Here is a 20,808-nt window from a genome sequence, read left to right as displayed (position 1 = left end):
CCGCAACGACTCCCCCGCGCCTCGAAGCGCGCAGCATGAGGACAAGGTGAGGCCGTCATGACCGTGACCGACATCCTGAAGGATCTGATCGCCTTTCCCTCCGTCGTCGGAACCCCCAACGGCGCCATCGTCGACGGCATCCGCGGCATTCTGGAGGCTGCGGGGGTCCGCGTCCGGGTTCTGCCGGGACCGGAGGGCGACCGCTTCAACCTGTTCGCCACCATCGGCCCGGCGATGGTTCCGGGCTATGTCCTGTCCGGTCACATGGATGTGGTGCCGGCCACCGAACCCGAATGGACCGGCGACCCGTTCCGGCTGCGCACCGACGGCAACCGGCTTTACGGGCGCGGCACTTCGGACATGAAGGGCTTCATCGCGGCGGCGCTGGCGGCCCTGCCGGCCCTGACCGCCGCCCCGCTCGCCCGGCCCATCCATCTGGCCTTCACCTACGACGAGGAGGCCGGCTGCCAGGGCGCGCCGCATCTTCTGCCGCATCTGCCCGACCTGTGCGCACCGCCGCTGGGCGTCATCGTCGGCGAACCGAGCGGCCTGCGCGCCGTCCGTGCCCACAAGGGCAAGGCGTCGGCGCGGCTGACCGTCCGCGGGCGGTCCGGCCATTCCTCCCGCCCCGACCAGGGGCTGAACGCCATCCATGCCATGACCGACGCGCTGACCGCCGCCGTCGCCCAGGCCGGCCGCCTGAGCGACGGCCCGCTGGATTCGGTCTTCGAGCCGCCCTATTCCTCGCTTCAGGCCGGCACCATCCAGGGCGGGCTGGCGGTGAACGTCATCCCCGACACCTGCACCGCCGAATTCGAAGCCCGCGCCATCGCCGGGGTCGATCCCGTCTCCCTGCTGGAGCCGGTACGCGAGGCGGCGCTGCGGCTGGAGCAGCGCGGCTTCGCCGTCGACTGGACACAGACCAGCGCCTATCCCGCCCTGTTCCTGGCCGCCCGTTCGCCGCTGGCCCGCCTGCTGGAGGAGCTGACCGGCCGCGAACCGCAGGCCGCCATCAGCTATGGCACGGAGGCCGGCCTGTACCAGACCGCCGGCATCGACGCGATCATCTGCGGCCCCGGCGACATCGCGCGGGCCCACCGCCCCGACGAGCACATCCTCGTCGAGGAGCTGCACGCCTGCCAGTCGATGATCGAGGCGCTGGGCCAGCGCTGCCGCCTCTGACCGTCGCCCGCACAAGCCGCACAAGCCGCGCATTGCCAAAAGGGTTCCAATGACCTTCCTGTTCAATTCCGATGCCGTGCGCGGCGCGATCTTCGCGGACGCCTTCGCCCGCGCGCTGCCGGAACTGCCCTTTTCGATGGACCCGGCCAGCGTCGATCCCGATGCGGTGCGCTACCTGATCACATGGACCATTCCGGCAAACCTCGCCCGCTACCGCAATCTGGAGATCGTCTTCTCCATCGGCGCCGGGGTCGACCAGTTCACCATGACCGCCCTGCCCGACCATGTGAAGGTCGTCCGCATGGTGGATGACGGCATCGTCCGCATGATGCAGGAATACGCCACGCTGGCCGTGCTGACCCTGCATCGCCAGATGCCGGCCTACCGCGCGCAGCAGAGGGAGTGCCTCTGGCGCCCCCTGCCCCAGCCGCAGGCGGCACAGCGCCGGATCGGCGTGCTCGGGCTGGGGGTGCTGGCGCAGGCGGTGCTGGAGCGGCTGAAGCCCTTCGGCTTCCCGCTGTCGGGATGGAGCCGCTCGCCACGCGAACTCGACGGCGTGACCTGCCACCATGGCGCGGACGGGCTCGATGCGATGCTGGGCGAAACCGACATCCTGATCGTTCTGCTGCCGCTGACGCCCGACACCCGCGGCTTCCTCGACGCCCGCCTGCTGGCGAAGCTGCCCCGCGGTGCCGCGCTGATCCACACCGGGCGCGGGCCGCAGCTGGACCACGCCGCCCTGCTGGACGCGCTCGACACCGGCCACCTGTCCGCCGCGATGGTCGATGTGACCGAGCCCGAGCCGCTGCCGGCCGACCATCCCTTCTGGACCCATCCGAACATCGTGCTCACCCCGCACATCGCCAGTATCACCCAGCCGGAAAGCGCCGCCCAGGCGGTCATCGCCAACCTGAACCGGCATTTCGCCGGGCAGGATCCGGTCGGTCTGGTCGACCGGCGGCGCGGCTACTGACACGGCTGCCCGATACCCTTCCCGCGGCACGGCCGCTCATCGACCAAGGACGCTTCCATGTCGCTGCTGAAGACCATCGACACCGCCCCAACCTTCGCCCCGCGTGAATCGACCGCGATGCCGGACCGGCTGATCGCCGGGGCGCCCGCCTTCAAGACCTGGGCACAGGACGCCGACGCCGCCAAGGGCGACACCGTCCGGACCGGCGTCTGGGAAGCCACGCCGGGCGAAACCCGGTCGATCAAGGGCGAGACCTTCGAGTTCTGCCACATCCTGTCCGGAATCGTCGAAATCACCCCGGACGCCGACGGGTCAGGGGGCGAGCCGGTGGTCTACCGGGCCGGCGACAGCTTCGTCATGAAGCCGGGCTTCACCGGTGTGTGGAAGACCATCGAGACGGTCCGCAAGATCTACGTCATCATCGACTGAGGGTCCGTTCATGAGCCTGTCCTTCGATCCGGACCGCCTGCCCCTGCCGAACGGTCATTTCATCGGTGACCGCCTGATCCCGGCGGAGGACGGGCTGCCCCGGCTGCCGATGCACCGCCCATCGGACGGCCGGGCTTATGCCGACTGCCCGGTGGCCTCCGCGGACCTCGTCGACCAGGCGGTCGCGACCGCGCAGGCGGCGCTGAAATCCAGCAACTGGGGCGGCCTGCGCCCACGGGACCGCACCGCCGTGCTCCAGCGCTGGGCCGCCCTGATCGAGGAGGAGGCGGAAACGCTGGCAAAGGTGGAGGCGCTGTCCTCCACCCGTCCGGTCGGCCAGCTGGTGGCCGGCGACGTGGCCATCACCGCCGAGCAGATCCGCTTCTTTGCCGAATTCGCCGACAAGGAGGGCGGCGACCTCGTCCCCACCGACGACGGCAGCCTCGGCATGGTGATGACCGAGCCCTACGGCGTCGTCGGCGCCATCACGCCCTGGAACTTCCCGCTGTCGATGGCGGGGTGGAAGCTCGCCCCGGCGCTGGCCGCCGGCAACGCGGTGGTGCTGAAGCCGTCGGAGATGACGCCCTTCTCCACCGTCCTGCTGGCGCAGCTGGCGGTGAAGGCGGGGGTTCCCGCCGGGCTGATCAACATCGTCCAGGGCGACGGCCCGACCACGGGCGCCGCCATCACCCGCCATCCCGGCATCGCCAAGGTCAGCTTCACCGGATCGACGGCAGCGGGCTCGGCGATCATGGCCGACATCGCCCGCAGCGGCGTCAAGCCGATGACGCTGGAGCTGGGCGGCAAGAGCCCGCAGATCGTCTTCGCCGACGCCGACCTCGACAAGGCGGCGGCGGCCATCGCCACCAGCGTCCTGTCCAACGCCGGACAGGCCTGCGTCGCCGGGTCGCGCCTGCTGGTCGAAGCCAGCGCGGCCGGGCCGCTGGTCGAGCGGATCCTGGGCCACATGCGCGCCGTCCGCCCCGGCCCGACCTGGGACGCGGAGACGCGCTATTCCCCCATCATCTCCGAACGGCAGCGCGCCCGCATCCATTCCATCGTGTCGGCGTCGCTGACCGGGCCGGTGGAATGCCTGACCGGCGGCGGCCCGATGGACGCCGAGGGGTATTTCTACGCGCCGACCCTGCTGGCCGGGGTCGATCAGACCTCCCCCGCCGTGGTGGAGGAGATTTTCGGCCCGGTGCTGACCGTGCAGAGCTTCGACAGCGAGGAGGAGGCGATGGCTCTGGCCGACCATCCCACCTATGGCCTCGCCGCCGGCCTCTACACCCGCGACCTGTCGCGCGCCCTCCGCCTGACCCGGCGGCTCCAGGCCGGAACGGTGTGGGTCAACCGCTATGGCCGCTCCCGCGACCACATCCTGCCGACCGGCGGCTACAAGCGCTCTGGCATCGGCAAGGATCTGGGACGCGAGGCCTATCTCGCCAACCGCCGCAGCAAAAGCGTGCTGATCGGCCTGTAATCCAATGAAAAAGACAGGGGACGTTCGATGAAGACCCACAACATTGCGATCATCAAGGGCGACGGCATCGGGCATCCCGTGGTCGACGCGGCCTGGGAGGTGTTGCAGGCCGTGGCGGCACAGTCGGGCTTCGCGCTGACCGGCACCGAACTGCCCTGGTCCTGCGCTCATTACAAGGAAACCGGCGTGATGATGCCGGCCGACGGCATCGACAGCCTGCGCAAGTACGACGCCATCCTGCTGGGTGCCGTCGGCTGGCCGGCGGAGGTGCCGGACGCGGTGTCGCTGCACGGGCTGCTGCTGCCGATCCGCAAGGCGTTCGACCAGTATGCCAATGTCCGCCCGCACCGGCTGCTGCCGGGGGTCGAGGGTCCGCTGCGCCGCGGCGGCTTCGACATCCTGTGCATCCGCGAGAACACCGAGGGCGAATATGCCGGCGCCGGCGGGCGCATCCATCAGGGAACGCCGCAGGAGGTTGCGGTGGAGACCGGTGTCTTCACCCGCATGGGGGTGGAGCGGATCCTGCGCTTCGCCTTCGCCCAGGCCCGCGCCCGGCGCGGCAAGCTGGCCTCCGTCACCAAGTCGAACGCGCAGAAATATTCGATGGTGTTCTGGGACGAGATCACCCGCCAGCTGGCCGCCGAACACCCGGACGTCGAGGTCACCAGCTATCACGTCGACGCCATGGCGGCGCGCATGGTGACGGCGCCGGAAAGCCTGGACGTCGTCGTCGCCTCCAACCTGTTCGGCGACATCCTCACCGATCTGGGGGCGGCGATCCAGGGCGGGCTGGGCTTCGCCGCCTCGGCCAACCTGAACCCCGACCGCAAGGCGCCGTCGATGTTCGAGCCGGTGCACGGATCGGCCCCCGACATCGCCCATCTCGGCATCGCCAACCCCATCGCCGCCATCTGGTCGGGTGCCATGATGCTGGAGCATCTGGGGGAAAAGGCCGCCGCCGACCGCGTGATGGCCGCACTGGGCGACACAACGGGCCGCGGCATCGGCACCGTTCCCGGCAAGGACAGGACGGACGCGATCACCGCCGCCGTGCTGTCGGCCCTGTCGTAACGCCGGTTGCCTGAAAACCCAAGCAGCGGAAAACACAAGACCATGATCCATCACCTGACGGACTCCTCCCTGTTCCGCGAACGGGGGCTGATCGGCGGCCGCTGGTGCGACGGAGTTGCCGGCCGGACCATCGGCATCCAGAACCCGGCGACCGGCGGCACCCTCGGCAACGTTCCCGACATGGACGGAACGGATGCCCGCGACGCCATCGCCGCCGCGGCCGAAGCCTACCCGGCCTGGAAGCGGCGCACTCACGCCGACCGTGCCGCGCTGCTGGAGCGCTGGCACGCGCTGATGATCGAGAACCTGGAGGATCTGGCCCGCATCCTGACGCTGGAGCAGGGCAAGCCGCTGGACGAGGCGCGGGGCGAGATCCGCTATGGCGCCTCCTTCGTCAAATGGTTCGCCGAAGAGGCGCGGCGGATTGGCGGGACCACCATCCCCTCCCCCACCCCCGACCGCCGCATCGTCGTGCTGAAGGAGCCGGTCGGGGTCTGCGGCATCATCACGCCGTGGAACTTCCCCAACGCGATGATCACCCGCAAGGTCGCCCCGGCGCTGGCCGCCGGCTGCACCGTGGTCATCAAGCCGTCGGACTTCACCCCCTATTCGGCGCTGGCGCTGGGCGTGCTGGCCGAACGCGCCGGCATCCCGGCCGGCGTGGTCAACATCCTGACCGGCCGGCCGGAGGCCATCGGCGAGGAACTCCTGGCGAACGAGACCGTCCGCAAGATCTCCTTCACCGGCTCCACCCGCGTCGGCTCGCTGCTGATGCGCGGGGCCGCCGACGGCATCAAGCGGCTGAGCCTGGAGCTGGGCGGCAACGCGCCCTTCATCGTGTTCGACGACGCCGATCTGGATCAGGCGGTGGAGGGGGTCATCCTCTCCAAGTTCCGCAACGGCGGGCAGACCTGCGTCTGCGCCAACCGCATCCTGGTGCAGTCGGGCGTCTACGAGGCGTTCCGCGACCGGCTGGTCGCCCGCGTCAATGCCATGCGGGTGGGATCGGGGCTGGAACCGGGGGTCGCCATCGGCCCGATGATCAACGCCGCCGCCGTCGCCAAGATCGAGCGCCACGTCGCCGACGCGGTGTCCAAGGGAGCCACCATTGCCTCTTCCGCCGTCGCGGCCACGGGTGCGCAGTATGTCGCCCCGGTGGTGCTGACCGGCGCCACCACCGACATGCTGCTGGCGCATGAGGAGACCTTCGGCCCGGTGGCCCCGCTGTTCCGCTTCGAGACGGAGGAGGAGGCCATCGCGCTGGCCAACGCGACGCCGTTCGGGCTGGCCGCCTATTTCTACACGCAGAACCTCGCGCGGTCCTGGCGGGTGGGTGAAGCGCTGGAGGCCGGCATGATCGGGCTGAACACCGGCGCGATTTCCACCGAAGTCGCCCCCTTCGGCGGCGTCAAGCAGTCCGGCCTGGGCCGCGAAGGCGCGCAGGTCGGCATCGAGGAGTATCTGGAGCTGAAGACCTTCCACATCGGCGGGTTGGGGTGAGCCGCGTCATAGGCCGTTGACGATCCCACAAGGGCGCCCGGCATGCTGGGCGCCTTTTCTCCAATCAGTCAACCGGCTTTTTCCACGACGCCTAATAGCCTTTTCCCGCTGTTTCCAATCGCCATTTTCCGCCATCCTGGCGTTGGGCAGAGTGGAACGCGAGCAGGATCATGGCACCCATCCCAAGGCATCTCATACCGAAGGTCGAGCGGGCGCTCACCTCGTCCCGGGTCGTCAACGTCATCGGTCCACGCCAAGCCGGGAAGACCACCTTGGTCCGCGACCTCATCGACTCCGCCGTCTACGTTACGCTCGACGCAGACGATCTGCGCTCTTCACTTGACAGCGACCCTTATGGGCAATTGCAACTGCTATCCAGGGAAGGCGCGGCCAGGCAACTGCCCATAGTCATCGACGAGGTGCAACGGCTGCCGGATGTCACACTGGCGCTGAAGCGCATCGTCGACACCGAAAGCCGCCCCGGACAGTTCCTGCTGACCGGTTCCGCCGACATCTTCACGATCGGCCGGGCCCTGGATTCCCTCGCCGGCCGGGTAATGACGCTGACGCTCCGCCCACTGAGCGGAGCGGAGATCCAGATGAGGACTCCCGCAGCGATCCTCGATGCCGTTGCCAAGGCCCCCGACGACTGTCTGCAACACCTGCCGGCACCCGCCGCCTACAGCCGAGAGGCGGCCATCGATCTTATGCTGCGCGGCGGATTTCCGGAGATCCGCCGCCTCGACACCCCTGATCGCATGGACCGGTATCAGAGTTACCTGGACAGCGTCGTCGAAAAGGACGTCGCCGTCGTGGCGCCGATCCGCAAACCGGATATCCTGCGCAGGCTCATCGACCAATTGGCGAACCGCACGGCCAACGAGTTGAACATCGCGTCCCTGTGCAGCGCGCTGGGCGATGTCCGCAAGGAAACCGTCAACGATTACATCGACATCCTGCGCCGCTTGGGCATCGTCCATCTGCTCGGCGCCTGGACCTCCGCAGCGACGAAGCGGGAGGTGAAGCGGCCCAAAATCCACTTCATGGACACCGGGATCGCCACCGCCCTTCGCGGCGAGGACGAGGACAGTTTCGGCCTGCTGGCAAATCCCACGGCGCTTGGCCAGGTGCTGGAGACCTTCGTCTACACCGAGGTCGAAAAAAGCCTGCCGCTGCAATCGAAGCGCTGGACGCTCCATCACTACCGGGACGACAAGCAGCGCGAGGTGGACCTCATCGCCCAAGCTCCCAACCGCGTCCTTGCCCTGTTCGAGATGAAGGCGTCAGCCACCGTCACGAACGGCGACTTCCGCCACGCGGACTGGTTCTTCGGACCCGGCGGCCCGGCCGAAGCGTACAAAGGGTGCTCGTTCGTCGTCTATCTCGGCGACCGGCTTCTGCCCTTCGGCCCACGCAAGATCGCATTGCCGCTTTCCATGTTCTGGTCTTTTTAGAACGAGCTTCCGCTTCCCGCCGATCACTGGATGCGGTCGAGCGCCTTGTAATACAGCCCGACCAGCGGCAGGAACCAGGGCTTGCCGAAATGGCCGGGGACGGCGGGCCAGGACATATCCTTCAGCGGGTTCCGGTCCTCGCGCCCCAGGATCGCGTCGGCCATGGTCATGCCGAGATGGGTCGACAGCTGCGCCCCGTGGCCGGAATAGCCCATGGCGTACCACAGCCCGTCCTGGTAACCGGCGCGCGGGTAGCGGTCGCTGGTCATGTCCACCAGCCCACCCCAGCAATAGTCGATGTCGATGCTGGCGATCTGCGGGAAAATCTTTGCGAGGCTCGCGCGCAGGATCGCCCCGCTCTTGGCGTCGGACTGCTGGTCGGACGTTGCCGAGAAGCGGGCGCGGCCGCCGAAGATCAGCCGCCGGTCGGGCGACAGGCGGAAGTAGTTGCCGATGTTCATCGACGTGACGTAGGTGCGGTTGCCCGGTACCACCGATGCGATCTCGCCATCGCCGAGCGGGCGGGTGGCGATGATGAAGCTGCCGACCGAGATGATGCGGCGGCGGAAATGGCTGAAATTCGGCGTGGTGTAGGCCCCGGTGGCGACCAGCACCTCTTTGGCGGTGACCGTGCCGCGCGGCGTGGTCAGCGTGTGGCGGTCGCCCGTGCGGGCGATGGCGCCGACCGGCGCGTTTTCGACCAGAACCGCGCCATGGCGCCTGGCGGCGTCGGCCAGCCCGACCACGAAGCGGCCCATATGCATCATGGCGCTCTTGCGCGACAGCATCGCACCGAAGAACGGCGAGCCGACCTCGTCCTTCAGTTCTTCGGCGGTCAGCAGGGCGGTGTCGGGATCGACCTCGCGGTGCACCACCTCGAAGTTGCGGGCGATGGCGTCGAAATGCGCCGGCTTGGAGGCCAGCTTCAGCTTGCCGGCGCGGCGGAAGCTGCAATCGATCCCCTCTTCGGCGATCAGCGTCTCCAGCGTGTCGATGGACTGGTCGAAGGCCCGGTAGAGCGCGACGGCACGCTCCGTCCCCAGCGCGGTCTTGGCGGCGATGAAGCTGTGGGCCAGACCGTTGTTGAGGTGCCCGCCGTTGCGCCCCGAAGCCCCGCCGCCGACGCGGTCCGCCTCCAGCACGATCACCCGAGCCCCGGCCTTGGCGAGCTGGCGGGCGGCACCCAGGCCGGTGAACCCTCCTCCGACGACGGCGACGTCGTAATGGCCCTCGACGGTTCCTTCGGCTCCGCCCGTGAAGGCCGGGGCGGTGTCGTGCCAGTAGGAGACGAATTTCATGACCTGGGTCCTTGTCGTTGCAGCCCGAACCTCGAAAGCTCCGCCCCTTACAGACCGACCACGCCGGGCAGGCCGGAAATGTCGGAAATCTCGACATAGCCGTAATAGGGGTTGGCCGGTTCGTGGCCGCGGTTGACCCACACCTTGTTGCGGATCCCCAGATCGTGCGCCGACATCAGGTCGTAGCGGAAGGAGGAGGAGCAGTGCAGGATGTCCTCCGGCCCGCAGCCGAGCATGTCGAACATGTATTCGAACGCCTGGAAGCGCGGCTTGTAGGCCTGCGCCTGTTCGGCGGTGTAGACGGCGTGGAAGGGCGCGCCCAGCTTCGCCACGTTCGACGGGATCTGGTCGTTCATCGCGTTCGACAGGATGACCAGCGGGATTTCCTTTGCGACCTTGGCCAGTCCGGCCGGCACGTCCGGGTGCGGCCCCCAGGTGGGAACCCGCTCGTACACCATGCGCGCATCCTCGTCGCGGAAGACGACGTTGTTACGCTTGCAGCTGCGCTCCAGCGAGTTGTGCACGACCTCGGCATAGGGCTTCCAGTCGCCCATGATCTCGTCGAGACGGTAGGCGGCGAAGTTCCTGATGAACTCCGTCATCCGCGCTTCGTCGAGGATCGATCCGTAGAGGTCGCGCGCCGCTTCGGCCATCTGAAAGTTGATCAGCGTGCCGTGGCAATCGAAGGTGACGTATTTCGGCCGGAACTGGCTCATGGCTGCTTCCTTGAGATGGAACGACGTGGGAGGGGCGAATTGGGTTAGGGCAAATTGGGAATGGGGCGCTGCCGGCCCTGCCCCACGATCCTAACGTCGCCGCGAAGCCGGGCCTGACCGAATTGCCGGGCGCGAAAGCACAAAGTTCCGTTTCCGTCTCGGTCCTCGGCATTTGGTTGGGAGGGAAACGGCGCCAGGGCGCCCGGAACGGGGGATAGACGCCCCGCCCGCGGGTTCGCCCGCCATCGTCGCGGCATAAGATGCGGCGGGCTGCCGGAGCAAAGGTGAAAGATGTCGCGGCGGGTGTCGCCTTCAGACAAACGTCCGGGGCCGCTGCGCACACTCTTGGAGGCAGAGGGTGAAAGGACTGCCCATGAACAAGAATACGGTTCCCAAGAGAGCGATCGACTGTGCGGCTTTCGAGCCGAAGCATCTGGGCGATGCGCTCGCCCTGTCGCGGCAGGCGCAATGGCCGCACCGGCTGGAAGACTGGTCGCTGCTCCTGTCGCTGAGCCGGGGGCTGGTCGCCGTGGATGCCGGATCGGGCCGGCTGGTCGGCACCGTGCTGACGACGCGCTATGGCGAGGATGCCGCCACCATCAACATGGTCATCGTCGACGAGGACTGGCGCGGGCAGGGCCTCGGCCGCCGTCTGATGGACGAGGCGATGGCGCTGGCGGACGGCCGCCCCCTGCGCCTCGTCGCCACCAGCGAGGGGTTGCCGCTCTACGAAAAGCTGGGCTTCCGCGAGGTCGGCACCGTCCTCCAGCACCAGGGCGAAGCCGGTCCGGTTGCGCCGGTGGCGGCGGAAGACGTCGCCCCGGCCGGCGCGGAGGATCTTGCGGCCATCGCCGCGCTGGACCGCCAAGCCTTCGGCGCCGACCGCCGCCTGCTGCTGGAGCGCATCGCCGGGGTCGGGTCCTTCACGCTGCTGCGCCGGAACGGCGTCCCCGCCGGCTTCGCCGCCCTGCGCGACTTCGGCCGCGGGCAGGTCGTCGGCCCGGTGGTCGCCCCCGACGCGGACGGCGCCAAGGCCCTGATCGGCCCGCTCGTCGCCGCGCATCCGGGAAAATTCCTGCGGGTGGACACCACCGCCGACACCGGCCTCGCTCCATGGCTGGCCGATTGCGGTCTGCGTCCTGTCGGCGGCGGCATCGCCATGCGCCGCCCGGCGCCAGCGGCAGCTCCCGCGTCGCCCGCCCCCGTTTCGACTTTCGCGCTCGCCAGCCAGGCACTCGGCTGATCCGGAGAGGACCATGCTCAGCAATTCCCTGATCGAACTCGACCGTGCCCATCTGGTCCATCCCGTCGCGTCATATCGCGGCCATGAGAAGGCCGGGGTGCGGGTGATCGCCTCCGGCGCCGGGGCGACGGTCACCGACGCCGCCGGCCGCCAGCTGGTCGACGGTTTCGCCGGCCTGTGGTGCGTCAACGCCGGCTATGGCCAGCAGAGCCTCATCGACGCCGCCACCCGCCAGATGCAGGAACTGCCCTACGCCACCGGCTATTTCGGGCTTGGCAGCGAACCGGCGATCCGGCTGGCGGCGGCACTCGCCGAACGGGCACCGGGCGACCTGAACCATGTCTATTTCACGCTGGGCGGGTCGGATGCGGTGGACAGCACCATCCGCTTCATCCGTTACTACTGGCTGGCCAAGGGCCAGCCGCAGCGCGACCAGTTCATCTCCATCGAGCAGGGCTATCACGGCTCCTCCACCGTCGGGTCGGGGCTGACCGCGCTGCCCGCCTTCCATGCCGGCTTCGGCGTGCCTTTCGACTGGCAGCACAAGATTCCGTCGCACTACGCCTACCGCAACCCGGTGGGCGACGATGCCGATGCGATCATCGCCGCCTCGCTCGCCGCCCTCGACGCGAAGATCGCCGAAATCGGCGGACCGGAACGGGTCGCCGCCTTCTATGCCGAGCCGATCCAGGGATCGGGCGGCGTGCTGGTGCCGCCCGACGGCTGGATGAAGGCGATGTGCGACCGCTGCCGCAGCCTGGGCATCCTGTTCGTCGCCGACGAGGTCATCACCGGCTTTGGCCGCACCGGCCCGCTGTTCGCCTGCACCGACGACGGCGTGGTCCCCGACATGATGACCACGGCGAAGGGCCTGACCTCCGGCTATGTGCCGATGGGCGCGGTCTTCCTGTCGGACGCGGTGTACGATACCATCGCGGACGCCGCCGGCAGCAGCGCGGTCGGCCATGGCTACACCTACTCCGCCCACCCCGTCAGCGCCGCGGTGGGGCTGGCGGCCTTGCGCCTGTACGAGGACAGCCTGCTCGCCAACGGCGCCAGGGCCGGGGCGCGGCTGATGGCCGGGCTGCACGCTCTGCGCGACCACCCGCTGGTCGGCGACGTGCGCGGGCGCGGCATGCTGGCCGCCATCGAACTGGTGGTGGACAAGGAGCGCAAGACCCCCCTGCCCGCCGCCGCCGAACCGTCGCGCCGGATTTTCGACCGGGCCTGGTCCAACGGTCTGGTGATCCGCGCCTTCGCCAACGGCGTGCTTGGCTATGCCCCGCCGCTCTGCTGCACCGACGACGACATCGATGCGATCCTGGAGCGGACGGCCCAAACGCTCGACCAGACCCTGGACGATCCCGACGTCCGCCGGGCGATGCGCTAGACGAAAAAGGGGGTGTCCGTGGAAAAAACCGCGGATACCTCCGTATCCAGCATTTTCTGCTGTCCAGTACCGAAGATTCGGAGACCCTCACCCACCCCTTGGACCACACTGGAGGGGAAGAAGACCGAATCTCCAGGCCAGTTCAAGAGGGACCAGCTCCAAAGACATCCCGGCGGAGGTTGCCGCCGGACCTGAAACGCCCCGGCGGACCGGAACGGCTCCCCTGCGGTCCTTGATGAGGAGATGGTGCGTTGACCAAGAGTCTGCTGAGCTTCAAGTATCTGACCTTCGACGTCGTCGGCACCCTGATCGACTTCGAATCCGGCATCAAAGACTGCCTCGCCGCAATCGCAGCGGAGGCCGGCACCACGGTGGACGGCGAGGCGGCGCTGACCCTCTACCGCGAGGCGCGCTATGCCGACGATGCCGACCTGTTCCCCGACGATCTGGCGCGCGTCTATTCGGTGATCGCGCCCAAGCTGGGGCTGCCCGCCGGCACGCAGTACGGCGAACGCCTGCGGGATTCCGCGGCGGTCTGGGCCGGCTTCCCCGACAGCCGGGAGGCCATGGCGCGTCTGGCCAAGCGCTACAAGCTGATCGCGATGACCAACGCGCGGCGCTGGGCCTTCACCCATTTCTCCCGCGAGCTGGGCGATCCGTTCTTTGCCGGCTTCACCGCCGACGACACCGGCGTCGAAAAGCCCAACCCCGCCTTCTTCCAACAGGTGTTCGAGTTCGTCGAGCGCGACGGCGGCAGCAAGGACGCCATCCTGCACGTCGCCCAGAGCCAGTACCACGACATCGGCGTGTCCCGCCGCCTCGGCATGACCAACTGCTGGATCCAGCGGCGGCACGCCCAGAAGGGCTATGGCGGCACCATCGAGCCCGCCGAGTTCACCGAACCGGATTTCCATTTCCGCTCGATGGCGGAACTGGCCGATGCCGTCGAAGCAGCGGCCGCAGAGCCGAAGACGGCTTCCGCGTAACCGGGCCAAACCGGAGCGCGCTGAATAAAGAAACGAACGAACAATCCTGAACAGAGTGAGGCAGACATGACCAAGACGCCTGAAAGCTGGACCCGGACTGACGACAGCATGGTCGAAAGCGCCATCCGGCGCGGGGCCACGCGCCGCGACCTGATGAAGATGCTGCTGGCCGGCGGGGTGTCGCTGGCCGCCGCCGACCTCGTTCTGGGCCGCGCCGGCATGGCGCTGGCCGCCACGCCGGTGAAGGGCGGCGCGCTGAAGGCTGCCGGCTGGTCGTCCTCGACCGCCGACACGCTGGACCCGGCCAAGGCGTCGCTGTCCACCGACTATGTCCGCTGCTGCGCCTTCTACAACCGCCTGACCACGCTGGACCAGAACGGCATCCCGCAGATGGAGCTGGCGGAGAGCGTGGAATCGGGCGATGCCAAGACCTGGACGGTCAAGCTGCGCAAGGGCGTCACCTTCCACGACGGCAAGTCGCTGACCGCCGACGACGTGGTGTATTCGCTGAAGCGCCACCTCGATCCCGCCGTCGGTTCCAAGGTCGCGAAGATCGCCGCGCAGATGACGGAGTTCAAGGCGGTCGACAAGACCACCGTCGAGATCACGCTGGCCAGCCCCAACGCCGATCTGCCGACCATCCTGGCCACCCACCATTTCATGATCGTGGCCGACGGCACCACCGACTTCTCCAAGGGCAACGGCACCGGCGCCTTCACCTGCAAGAGCTTCGAGCCCGGCGTGCGCTCCATCGGCCTGCGCAACCAGAATTACTGGAAGGGCGGGCCGAACGTCGACTCCTTCGAGTTCTTCGCGATCAGCGACGACAATGCCCGCGTCAACGCGCTGCTGTCCGGCGACATCCATCTCGCCGCGTCGATCAACCCGCGCTCCACCCGTCTGGTGGACGGGCAGAAGGGCTTCGCCCTGTCGAAGACGACGTCCGGCAACTACACCGACCTGAACATCCGCCTGGATATGGAGCCCGGCAGCCGCAAGGACTTCGTCGATGGGATGAAGTACATCGTCAACCGCGAGCAGATCGTCAAATCGGCCCTGCGCGGCTTCGGCGAGGTGGGCAACGACCAGCCGGTCTCGCCCGTCAACGCCTACCACAACGCTGCCCTGAAGCCGAAGGCGTTCGACCCGGAAAAGGCGAAGGCGCTGTTCAAGAAGGCCGGCGTCCTGGGCCAGTCGATCCCGGTGATCACGTCGGATGCCGCATCGTCGGCCATCGACATGGCGATGGTGATCCAGGCCTCCGCCGCCGAGATCGGCATGAAGCTCGACGTGCAGCGCGTGCCGTCCGACGGCTATTGGAGCAACTACTGGCTGAAGTCGCCGATCCATTTCGGCAACATCAACCCGCGCCCGACGCCGGACATCCTGTTCTCCCTGCTCTACGCCTCCGAAGCGCCGTGGAACGAGAGCAAGTACAAGTCCGAGAAGTTCGACAAGATGATGATCGAAGCGCGCGGCATGCTCGACCAGGCCAAGCGCAAGGAGATCTACAACGACATGCAGGTGATGATCGCCGAAGAGGCCGGCACCATCATCCCCGCCTACATCTCCAACATCGACGCCATCAACGACAAGCTGAAGGGCCTCGCCCCCAGCCCGCTGGGCGGCATGATGGGCTACGCTTTCGCCGAGTATGTCTGGCTGGCCGCCTGATACAGTGGGCGGGCGGAACGGGACGGCCGCAGGGCCGGCCGTTCCGGCCCGTCGCGGCCCATTCGGGCAACCCCTCCGGGGGCGCCTCGCCTTGCGGAGGCCAAGCATGACATCACGCGTTCCGTCCCTCATCCTTGGTCGGCTGCTCATCGCACTGGTCACGCTGACGATCGTATCCTTCGCCGTGTTCTTCGCCACCACCCTGCTGCCCGGCGACACGGCGACCATCCTGCTGGGGCAGGCGGCGACGCCGGAAGCGATCGCCGGCCTGCGCACGGCCATGCATCTGGACGACCCGGCCCTGCTGCGCTTCGTCTACTGGATCGGCGGCCTGTTCCAGGGCGATCTCGGCACCTCCTACGCCAACCATATGCCGGTGGCCACGCTGATCTCCGGCCGGCTCGCCAACACCCTGAAGCTGGCCGGGCTGACCACCCTGGTGTCGGTTCCGCTGGCGCTGACGCTGGGCATCACCGCCGCCATGTGGCGGCGCACGCTCTATGACCGCATCGTCACCATCGCCACCATCGGCGTCATCTCGGTGCCGGAATTCGTGCTGGCGACCCTGGCCGTCCTGGTGTTCGCCGTTTACCTGAAATGGCTGCCGGCCCTGTCCTTCACCTACAATGTCGACAGCGTCTCCGGTCTGCTGCGGGCCTACGCCATGCCGGTCATCACCCTGACCTTCGGGGTGTCGGCGCAGATGATCCGCATGACCAGAGCCGCCGTGATCGAAACGCTGAACACGCCCTATGTCGAGATGGCGCTGCTGAAAGGGGCGTCGCGCCCCCGCATGGTCCTGCGCCACGCCCTGCCCAACGCGCTGGGACCCATCTCCAACGCGGTGGCGCTGTCGCTCTCCTACCTGCTGGGCGGCGTGATCATCGTCGAGACGATCTTCAACTATCCGGGGATCGCCAAGCTGATGGTCGATGCGGTGTCCACCCGCGACCTGCCGCTGATCCAGTCCTGCGCGATGATCTTCTGCTTCGGGTATCTGATCCTGATCACCACCGCCGACATCGTCGCCATCCTGTCGAACCCGAGGCTCCGATGAAGACACATTCTTCCACTGAACCGAGGGCCTCAACCGGCTCCAGGGCTTCCACCGGCTCGCTGGCGGCATGGTCGGGCTACCGGATCAATCTGGTCGGCCTCGCCGCCTTCTCCGTCGTCCTGTTCTGGGCGCTGGTCGCCCTGTTCGCCCCCTACATCACGCCCCATTCGGTGGGCGAGATGATCGACCTCGACTATTTCGGCCCGATGCGGTCCGGCCTGTGGCTGGGGTCGGATTATCTCGGCCGCGACATGCTGTCCCGCATCATCTACGGCGCCCGCTACACCGTCGGCATCTCGCTGGCCGCGGTGTCCATCGCCTGCTTCACCGGCGTGGTGCTGGGCATGACCTCGGCGGTGCTGCGTGGGCCGGTGGACATGGTGGTCAGCCGCATCCTCGACGCCATGAACTCCATCCCCAGCAAGCTGTTCGGCCTGATGGTGGTCGCGGCGGTGGGCTCGTCCATCCCCGTGCTGATCCTGACCCTGTCGGTGATCTATGTTCCCGGCGCCTACCGCTTCAGCCGGGCGCTGGCGATCAACATCGACACGATGGATTTCATCATGGTCGCCCGCATCCGGGGCGAAAGGCTGCCCTATCTGATCGCATCGGAGATTCTGCCCAACATCATCGGCCCGGTGCTGGCCGACCTCGGCCTGCGCTTCGTCTTCATCGTCCTGCTGCTGTCGGGCCTGTCCTTCCTGGGGTTGGGCGTCCAGCCGCCCTATGCCGACTGGGGTGCGCTGGTGCGCGAGAACATCGGCGGCCTGCCCTTCGCGGCACCGGCGGTGATCGTGCCGTCGCTGGCCATCGCCACCCTGACCATCAGCGTCAATCTGCTGATCGACAATCTTCCGCAGAAGATCCGGGACCGGAGTGCTTCCTGATGACGAACCTTGTCGAAATCCGCGGCCTGACGGTCGAGGCCACCACCGATTCCGGCCGCTGGATCCAGATCCTGAAGGGCATCGACCTGGACATCGCCGCCGGCGAGACCGTCGCCTTCATCGGCGAAAGCGGCTCCGGCAAGACCACCGCCGCCATGACGTTGCTCGGCTACGCCCGTCCGGGCTGCCGGATTTCCGGCGGAACGGTGCGGGTCGACGGCCATGACATGGTGACGCTGTCGGAAAAGGACCGGGCCGCCCTGCGCGGCACCACCGTGGCCTATGTGCCGCAGAGTGCCGCCGCCGCCTTCAACCCGGCCTCGACCATCATGGAGCAGGTCATCGAGGTGACGCGGATCCATCGCCTGATGCCGCCGGACGAGGCCCGCCGCCGGGCGGTCGCCCTGTTCCGTGCCCTGTCCCTGCCCAATCCCGACAGCATCGGCGACCGGTACCCGCATCAGGTGTCGGGCGGCCAGTTGCAACGGCTGGCGGCGGCGATGGCGCTGATCGGCGATCCCAAGGTGGTGATCTTCGACGAGCCGACGACGGCGCTGGACGTCACCACCCAGGTCGAGGTGCTGCGCGCCTTCAAGGCGGTGACCGCCCAGCACCGGATCGCCTGCGTCTATGTCTCCCACGATCTGGCCGTGGTCGCCCAGATCGCCGACCGCATCATGGTGCTGCGCAACGGCGAGGTGCAGGAAACCGGCAGCGTCCACGACATCCTGACGCGCCCGACCCACCCCTACACCCAGGAATTGCTGCACGCCTTCCACCCCGACACCGGCGGGCGCGAGGCACTGCCCGCCACCGACAGCGGCGCTCCCCTGCTGGAGATCAACACGCTAAGCGCCGGCTACGGCCCGCCGCAGTCGAACGGGCAGCCGCTGGTCCTCGCCGTCAAGGGGGTGAGCCTGCAGGTGAAGCGGGGCACCAACCTCGGCATCATCGGGGAGTCCGGATGCGGGAAATCGACCTTGGCGCGCGCCATCGCCGGGATCCTGCCGGCCTGCAAGGGCGACATCCAGTTCAACGGCAAGGAGCTGTGGCACAGCGCCCGCCAGCGCAGCCACGACCAGCTGCGCGACATGCAGATCGTCTTCCAGCACGCCGATACCGCGCTCAACCCGGCCAAGTCCATCGAGGACATCCTCGGCCGTCCGCTGACCTTCTATCACGGCCTGCGCGGCAAGGCCCGCGACGCGCGGGTCGATGCGCTCCTGGACATGGTCCGCCTGCCCCGCGCCCTGCGCCACCGCCGCCCGGCCGAATTGTCGGGCGGCCAGAAGCAGCGGGTGAACTTCGCCCGTGCGCTCGCCGCCGAGCCCAAGCTGATCCTGTGCGACGAGATCACCTCGGCCCTCGACACCGTGGTTGCGGCAGCGGTCATCGACCTGCTGAAGGAGCTGCAACGCGAACTTGGCCTGTCCTATGTCTTCATCAGCCACGACCTGTCGGTGATCGAGGCGATCTGCGACGAGATCGTCGTGATGTATCGCGGGCAGACGGTGGAGACCATCATCCCCGCCGACCGGCAGCAGCCGCAGCACCCCTATTCGAAACTGCTGTTCTCGTCGGTTCCGAAGCTGGATCCGACCTGGCTCGACACGCTGAACATCGATGCCGACCGGATGCGGGTGGCCTGATCCGCCGCCTGACCCGCCGGTTAAGCGATCATTCGGCGAGCCAACGAACCGGGCTATTTGTGGGTAGGCGGTCACATACCACCATATGTTCATGTCTCGTTAAGTACGGCGGTCCACCCTGCGGCATGATGTCGAGGAGGACGTCCAAATGACCTGTTCCCAGCAGAGTGTCGCGGTCGGCGGCTTCACGGCGACCATCACCGACCTTGGGGATCGCCGGGAAATCACCGTCGCGCGTGCGGGGCTCGGTCCCTGGGTCTACCAGGAGACCACCCTGGCGAGCCTCTCGGCCTGCGTCGAGCGGTTCACCGGGCAGTCAGCCTCGCGTCACCACGCCGATCAGCCCTGCTAGGCTGGCCGGTACCGGCGCACTGACGGAGCCCCATTCAGAGTTCGACGTTCAGAGTTCGGCCGCGACCGCCTTCACCGCCTTGGCCGTCGCCGCCACCACGATGTCGGCCTCCTCCCGCGTCAGGCAGAGCGGCGGTGCGAAGCCGAGGATGTCGCCCTGGGGCATGGCGCGGGCGATGACCCCCCGCTCCAGAAGTGCGGCGGACAGGCGCGGCCCGACCTTCGCCTCGGCGGGGAAGAAGCGGTGCCCGTCCCGGTCGGCGACGAACTCCACCGCCGCCAGCATGCCTTCGCCGCGGACCTCGCCGACCATCGGATGCCCGCCCAGCGCGTCGGTCAGCGCCGCGCGGAAATAGCCCCCGGTCTCGCGCGCGTTGGTCACCAGATCGAGCGTGTCGATCAACTCCAGATTAGCCACCCCGGCGGCGGCGCAGAGCGGATGCGCCGAATAGGTCCAGCCATGGCCGATGGGGCCGAGCTGGTCGGAGCCCTGCTCCAGCACCTTCCACACCCGGTCGCCGACGATCACCCCCGACAGCGGCGCATAGGCGGAGGTCAGGCCCTTGGCGATGGTGATGAGGTCGGGCCTGATGCCGTAATGGTCGGACCCGAACATGCTGCCGAGCCGGCCGAACCCGGTCACCACCTCGTCGGCGATCAGCAGGATGTCGTGCTTGTCCAGGACGGCCTGGATCTTCTCCCAATAGCCGGCGGGCGGCGGAACGATGCCGCCGGTGCCCAGCACCGGTTCGCCGATGAAGGCGGCGATGGTCTCCGGCCCCTCCGCCTGGATCAGCGCCTCCAGCCGGTCGGCGCAGTGCTGTGAGAACTGCTCCTCGCTCATGCTGCGGTCGGCGCGGCGAAAGTAATAGGGGGCTTCGGTGTGCAGCACCGGCGGGCGCGGCAGGTCGAAGGCCTTGTGGAACAGCTCCAGCCCGGTCAGGCTGCCGGTCATCACCCCCGACCCATGATAGCCGCGCCAGCGCGAGATGATCTTCTTCTTCTCGGGCCGGCCGAGGATGTTGTTGTAATACCAGACCAGCTTGATGTTGGTCTCGTTCGCGTCCGATCCCGACAGGCCGAAATAGACGCGCGACATCCCGGCGGGCGCCCGGTCGACGATCATCCTGGCCAGCGTGATCGACGGCTCGCTGCCATGCCCGACATAGGCGTGATAATAGGCGAGCTTGCCGGCCTGCTCGGCGATGGCGTCGGCGATCTCGCGGCGGCCATAGCCGACATTGACGCAATAGAGGCCGGCGAAGGCGTCCAGGCTGCGCTTGCCGTCACGGTCGGTGATGTAGACGCCGTCGCCGCCGGTGACGACGCGGGTCGGCGTGTCGCCGCGGGCATGCGCCGCCATGTGGGTCGACGGGTGGAAGAAATGGTCGCGGTCCCAGGCGGTCAGCTCGTTGGTCAGGTCGGTCATGACGTTTTTTCCCGATAAGAATTTCGCTTCAGGCAG

General features: G+C 67.9%; 18 protein-coding genes. 15 read left to right on the top strand and 3 right to left on the bottom strand.

The window, feature by feature from the left end; genetic code table 11:
- Positions 1-57: 57 nt before the first annotated feature.
- From argE to VH569_RS17985, 7 genes are all read left to right on the top strand, one after another.
- Positions 58-1,182, top strand: a complete 1,125-nt coding sequence (gene argE / locus VH569_RS18015) for an acetylornithine deacetylase (RefSeq protein WP_423316701.1) — start codon at positions 58-60, stop codon at positions 1,180-1,182.
- Positions 1,183-1,231: 49 nt separating this feature from the next.
- Complete coding sequence (locus VH569_RS18010; RefSeq protein WP_423316699.1) at positions 1,232-2,155, top strand: 2-hydroxyacid dehydrogenase; 924 nt, start codon at positions 1,232-1,234, stop codon at positions 2,153-2,155.
- Between the two features lie 57 nt (positions 2,156-2,212).
- Positions 2,213-2,584 (top strand): cupin domain-containing protein, encoded by a 372-nt coding sequence (locus VH569_RS18005; RefSeq protein ID WP_423316697.1) that lies wholly within the window; start codon positions 2,213-2,215, stop codon positions 2,582-2,584.
- A gap of 10 nt (positions 2,585-2,594) precedes the next feature.
- Positions 2,595-4,067: an aldehyde dehydrogenase family protein gene (locus VH569_RS18000; protein WP_423316695.1), complete on the top strand. Its 1,473-nt coding sequence runs from the start codon at positions 2,595-2,597 to the stop codon at positions 4,065-4,067.
- A gap of 27 nt (positions 4,068-4,094) precedes the next feature.
- A complete protein-coding gene (locus VH569_RS17995; protein ID WP_423316693.1) occupies positions 4,095-5,138 on the top strand; it encodes a tartrate dehydrogenase in 1,044 nt (347 codons plus the stop codon).
- Positions 5,139-5,180: 42 nt separating this feature from the next.
- Positions 5,181-6,638, top strand: a complete 1,458-nt coding sequence (locus tag VH569_RS17990) for an NAD-dependent succinate-semialdehyde dehydrogenase (RefSeq protein ID WP_423316691.1) — start codon at positions 5,181-5,183, stop codon at positions 6,636-6,638.
- A 170-nt stretch (positions 6,639-6,808) separates the two neighbouring features.
- Entirely contained in the window at positions 6,809-8,092 is a 1,284-nt protein-coding gene (locus VH569_RS17985) for an ATP-binding protein (protein WP_423316689.1), read from the top strand.
- Positions 8,093-8,115: 23 nt separating this feature from the next.
- On the opposite strand, the gene VH569_RS17980 is transcribed toward VH569_RS17985, so the two are convergent.
- Both VH569_RS17980 and VH569_RS17975 read right to left on the bottom strand, forming a co-directional pair.
- Complete coding sequence (locus VH569_RS17980; protein WP_423316687.1) at positions 8,116-9,390, bottom strand: NAD(P)/FAD-dependent oxidoreductase; 1,275 nt, start codon at positions 9,388-9,390, stop codon at positions 8,116-8,118.
- Between the two features lie 47 nt (positions 9,391-9,437).
- Entirely contained in the window at positions 9,438-10,106 is a 669-nt protein-coding gene (locus VH569_RS17975) for a haloacid dehalogenase type II (RefSeq protein ID WP_423316685.1), read from the bottom strand.
- A 373-nt stretch (positions 10,107-10,479) separates the two neighbouring features.
- Here VH569_RS17975 and VH569_RS17970 point away from each other — a divergent pair, with 373 nt between their 5' ends.
- From VH569_RS17970 to VH569_RS17935, 8 genes are all read left to right on the top strand, one after another.
- Entirely contained in the window at positions 10,480-11,349 is an 870-nt protein-coding gene (locus tag VH569_RS17970; protein ID WP_423316683.1) for a GNAT family N-acetyltransferase, read from the top strand.
- 13 nt (positions 11,350-11,362) lie between these two features.
- Complete coding sequence (locus VH569_RS17965) at positions 11,363-12,739, top strand: aspartate aminotransferase family protein (RefSeq protein WP_109050234.1); 1,377 nt, start codon at positions 11,363-11,365, stop codon at positions 12,737-12,739.
- Between the two features lie 251 nt (positions 12,740-12,990).
- Positions 12,991-13,725, top strand: a complete 735-nt coding sequence (locus VH569_RS17960; RefSeq protein WP_423316681.1) for an HAD-IA family hydrolase — start codon at positions 12,991-12,993, stop codon at positions 13,723-13,725.
- A gap of 66 nt (positions 13,726-13,791) precedes the next feature.
- Positions 13,792-15,399, top strand: coding sequence for an ABC transporter substrate-binding protein (locus VH569_RS17955; RefSeq protein WP_423316679.1), 1,608 nt, complete (start codon positions 13,792-13,794; stop codon positions 15,397-15,399).
- 106 nt (positions 15,400-15,505) lie between these two features.
- Positions 15,506-16,456, top strand: coding sequence for an ABC transporter permease (locus tag VH569_RS17950; protein WP_423316677.1), 951 nt, complete (start codon positions 15,506-15,508; stop codon positions 16,454-16,456).
- Positions 16,453-17,343, top strand: a complete 891-nt coding sequence (locus tag VH569_RS17945) for an ABC transporter permease (protein ID WP_423316675.1) — start codon at positions 16,453-16,455, stop codon at positions 17,341-17,343. The genes VH569_RS17950 and VH569_RS17945 overlap by 4 nt, the downstream gene beginning before the upstream one ends.
- Positions 17,343-18,992 (top strand): ABC transporter ATP-binding protein, encoded by a 1,650-nt coding sequence (locus tag VH569_RS17940; RefSeq protein ID WP_423316673.1) that lies wholly within the window; start codon positions 17,343-17,345, stop codon positions 18,990-18,992. The genes VH569_RS17945 and VH569_RS17940 overlap by 1 nt, the downstream gene beginning before the upstream one ends.
- Before the next feature lie 148 nt (positions 18,993-19,140).
- On the top strand, positions 19,141-19,344 hold the full coding sequence (locus tag VH569_RS17935; RefSeq protein ID WP_423316672.1) for a hypothetical protein: 204 nt from the start codon (positions 19,141-19,143) through the stop codon (positions 19,342-19,344).
- Between the two features lie 48 nt (positions 19,345-19,392).
- Here the strand turns inward: VH569_RS17935 and VH569_RS17930 are convergent, their stop codons facing one another.
- The gene (locus VH569_RS17930; protein ID WP_423316670.1) at positions 19,393-20,772 is read right to left on the bottom strand and encodes an aspartate aminotransferase family protein; all 1,380 of its coding nucleotides are present in this window, start codon (positions 20,770-20,772) and stop codon (positions 19,393-19,395) included.
- Between the last annotated feature and the right edge of the window lie 36 nt (positions 20,773-20,808).

The sequence above is a fragment of the Azospirillum sp. 11R-A genome (assembly GCF_049472615.1).
GTDB classification, from domain to species: domain Bacteria; phylum Pseudomonadota; class Alphaproteobacteria; order Azospirillales; family Azospirillaceae; genus Azospirillum; species Azospirillum palustre.
This window is presented reverse-complemented; position numbering and strand designations above follow the sequence as displayed.